The organism is Salinibacterium sp., from assembly GCF_031364185.1.
Lineage (GTDB): Bacteria > Actinomycetota > Actinomycetes > Actinomycetales > Microbacteriaceae > Rhodoglobus.
On sequence record NZ_JANLVV010000238.1, the window covers coordinates 1 to 3,127 of the forward strand.

4 protein-coding genes are annotated in these 3,127 nt (G+C 62.3%); 1 reads left to right on the plus strand and 3 read right to left on the minus strand.

The window, feature by feature from the left end; translation table 11 throughout:
- On the plus strand, window positions 1-266 hold a 266-nt coding region (locus RMN95_RS10705; RefSeq protein WP_397545280.1), incomplete at its 5' end, for a hypothetical protein.
- Here the strand turns inward: RMN95_RS10705 and RMN95_RS10710 are convergent.
- From RMN95_RS10710 to RMN95_RS10720, 3 genes are all read right to left on the minus strand, one after another.
- Window positions 256-1,254: a LacI family DNA-binding transcriptional regulator gene (locus RMN95_RS10710; protein WP_309616906.1), complete on the minus strand. Its 999-nt coding sequence runs from the start codon at window positions 1,252-1,254 to the stop codon at window positions 256-258. The genes RMN95_RS10705 and RMN95_RS10710 overlap by 11 nt on opposite strands.
- A gap of 99 nt (window positions 1,255-1,353) precedes the next feature.
- Window positions 1,354-2,130: a hypothetical protein gene (locus RMN95_RS10715; RefSeq protein WP_309616907.1), complete on the minus strand. Its 777-nt coding sequence runs from the start codon at window positions 2,128-2,130 to the stop codon at window positions 1,354-1,356.
- Window positions 2,131-2,388: 258 nt separating this feature from the next.
- A partial coding sequence (locus RMN95_RS10720; RefSeq protein WP_309616908.1) for a hypothetical protein occupies window positions 2,389-3,127 on the minus strand: 739 nt, incomplete at its 5' end.

The following is a 3,127-nucleotide window of genomic DNA, read 5'->3' on the forward strand; positions in this document are numbered from 1 at the left end:
GAGGACCGCTGGTCAACCTCGCCGCGCTCAGCATCATGTGGTCGCTACAGGACTTCATCTTTCCGTCGGTGGTGTTGCGATCGCCCGAGCTCTCGACGGCCGCGCAGGCCGTGCAGACCATCCGGAGCGCATTCGCCCCAACCCCCCTCGAGTCGTCGCAGTACTATGCGGCGCTCGTGTTGCTGGCACTGCCCGCCGTGCTCATCATCGTGTTCGCGTTCCGCTTCGTCACCCAGGGCCTCTCCTCGGGGGGCGTCAAGGAGTGACGGGGCCGGTTGAGGAGTGCACGATGATCTTGGTGGGAAGCACGACCTCCCTGCTTGGCCCGGAGTACGTACCCATCACTCGTTCGAGGAGCATGGATGTCGCGATCAACGCCAGCTCCTCAACGGGTTGCACGGCCGCGGTGAAGAACGGGTCCAGCACGAGGTCGGCACCCAGGCTGTCGAACGTTGAGATCGAGAGGTCCTGGGGCACGCGGATGCTTCCGGCCGCGGCCGCTCGAGCGGCACCGAGAGCGATGAAGTTGTTGGCCGTCAGCAGTGCGGTCGGAGCATCCGCTCGAGCGAGAAGTTCGGTCGCCATTCGATATCCACTCTCCGGAGTGAACGCACCGAAATGCACCTCGGGGGCGAGGCCAGCGGCAAGCATTGCCTGCGCATAACCTTCCGCACGCTCTCGGGCGGTGACGATACTCTCCTGCCCCGAGAGCATCGTGATTCGCTCGTGGCCGAGAGCCAGCAGTTGCTCGGTCAGGGCGCGCGCGGCGGAGATGCTGTCGCAGCGAACGGTGTCGACGTCGTTGTCGGGCATCGGGTAGTCGAGCACGACCACCGGCAGCCCCTGGTTCTGCAGAAAGTTCGTAGCATCCGGGGTGTTCAGCACGGGGGAGAGCACAACACCGTCGACGCGGCGCTCGACGAGGCTGCGTAACTGCACCATCTCCTCCTCGGGCGAGGCGTTAGTGTGCGTGAAGATCACGGTGAACCCCTGCTCGCGGGCGGCGTTTCCCACTCCCAGGATCTGCGTGATCGCGAAAGGGTTCGATATATCGCTGTCAAGCAGCGCGTTCACCATCGTTCGCTTAGTGCGAAGACCCAGGCCGAGACGGTTCGGCACATATCGCAGGGCCTGGATGGCCTCCTCGACCCGCTGCCTCGTCTCGGGCGCGACCGAGTCGGGCTGGTTGATGACTCGCGACACGGTCATCGGCGCAACCGAGGCATACTTCGCGACATCGCGAATATTCGTCATTCATGCCTCTCGTCGTGCTGCCCATCCTCCCACCGGTTGCGCGAAACGACGAGAGCGACCACCCGGCGGGCGATCGCTCTCGTCGCGGAACGCGGTGGGCTAGCCCAGACGGACCTGCACGGCGTCGATCTGTAGGTACGTTCCTCCGGTCTTCACAACCTTGAGCACATGCGTGCCGGGAGCCAGACCGCGTACGCTCGCGAGCGCCACCTGGGCGGTGTATTCGGGATCATTCCTGTCGATGGTTGCGACCAGTGCACCGTCGATGAAGATATCTGCTGTCGTGACATCTTGCACAGGCCCGATGACGTCAGCCCCGGTACCGGTGAAGGTGAACTGAACGTATGCGCCGGTCGCTGTCGTGTACGTCACATCGTTCTGGAAATCACCGGCGTTGCGGTTGCCTGATGTCGACCACTGGTAGGAGGAGTACACAAGCCCTCCACCCTCATTGTTGATGCGTGGAGCCCGCACCTGCAGGGCGTCAATCTGCAGATACTGGCCACCGGTTTTGACGACTTTCAGCACATGCTGGCCCGGTGGAAGATTGGTGACGCTCGCCAGGGCTACCTGCTGGATGTAGCCCGCATCCGTGCAGTTCACGCTGGAAACCAGAACGTTGTCGATGTAGATGCTCACGCTGGTGGTTCCCTCCGCAGGCCCAATCAGGTCGATCCCGGTTCCCGTGAATGTGTAGTCGAGAGCGGCACCGTTGGCTGTCGCATACTTCACGTCGTCCTGGACGTCACCGGCGGCACGGTTGCCCGATGTCGTCCACTGTGATGTCGTGTAGGCGATTGCTGGGTGTGAGTTGTTGGTACGGGGGGTTGTGACCTCGATCGCGTCGAGCTGTAGGTATTGGCCACCAGTCTTCACGACCTTCACAGTATGGTCGCCCGGTGTCAGGCCGACCACGCTCGCCAGAACAACCTATGGGGAGTATCCGGAGTCGGTGCGGCTTATCGTCTGAACCTTGATTCCGTCGATGGGAACGTCAGCCTTTTGGGTTCCCTTCGTCGGTCCCACGATGTCGACCGCGATGCCCGTGAACGAATACTCGAAAGAGGATCCGTTCGCGGTGGCGTAGGCGACGTCATCCTGGAAGTCTCCGGCGCCGCGCCCACCGATGTGCGTTCACTGTCCCCCGCTGTAGGTGATCTGTGTGCTGGTGTCGTTCTTGCGTGCACCACTGTCTGCCAGCAACGCCGCGAGGTTCTGAAGAACGGTGAGTGAGGATGCGGCCGGCACCCCGGGGACGTGCATCATCAGATTCAGGCTCACCGGTGCATTGCGCGCGATCCTCGCGGCGACGGGTCCGGCAAGCTGTTGGGCAGTGAGTTGGGTTGCAATCGACTGGTTCTGCTCGTTGACGCCCCAGTCCTGTTCGAGGCGCTCCATAAAGTGCTCGAGTTCACCAGCGTGCTTTCCCGCGGTCATCACGCCGTTCCTGCCGGTGGCTGCAGTGCCGGTCGGGGTGCCGCCGAGGCATCTTTCCTCACCGAAGACCACGTCCTGGAATTGTGTATACCCGGGAGCGATCCACGAGTTCCATGACACTAGCCGTGCCGGGTTTCCGGCGCGTGCCGTGGCACCGAGTTGCTCGAAATTCGCCGGGTAGTAGATCAGTCCGTCGTCGAAGAACCACCCACCAAGACGACTCCCATAGCGATTTCCGATCTCGGACACGATCGATTGCCAGTTCGTGAACATCGTCGACCGGTCGCCGGTCGCCGTCGACGAGAAGGAACTCGGCCACTGTTGTGCCTGCCAGAAATCAGTCGAGTTGTATCCAAGATGCTCGTCCTGGCCAACGTGGTAATCCAGCATGAACATGATGCCGCGAGCGTGAAACGCATCGGCGAGCGCGCCGATG

Bases quoted from the DNA above. Each gene is read 5' to 3' on its own strand.
- RMN95_RS10710 (WP_309616906.1), bottom strand. From the start codon at position 1,254: ATGACGAATATTCGCGATGTCGCGAAGTATGCCTCGGTTGCGCCGATG.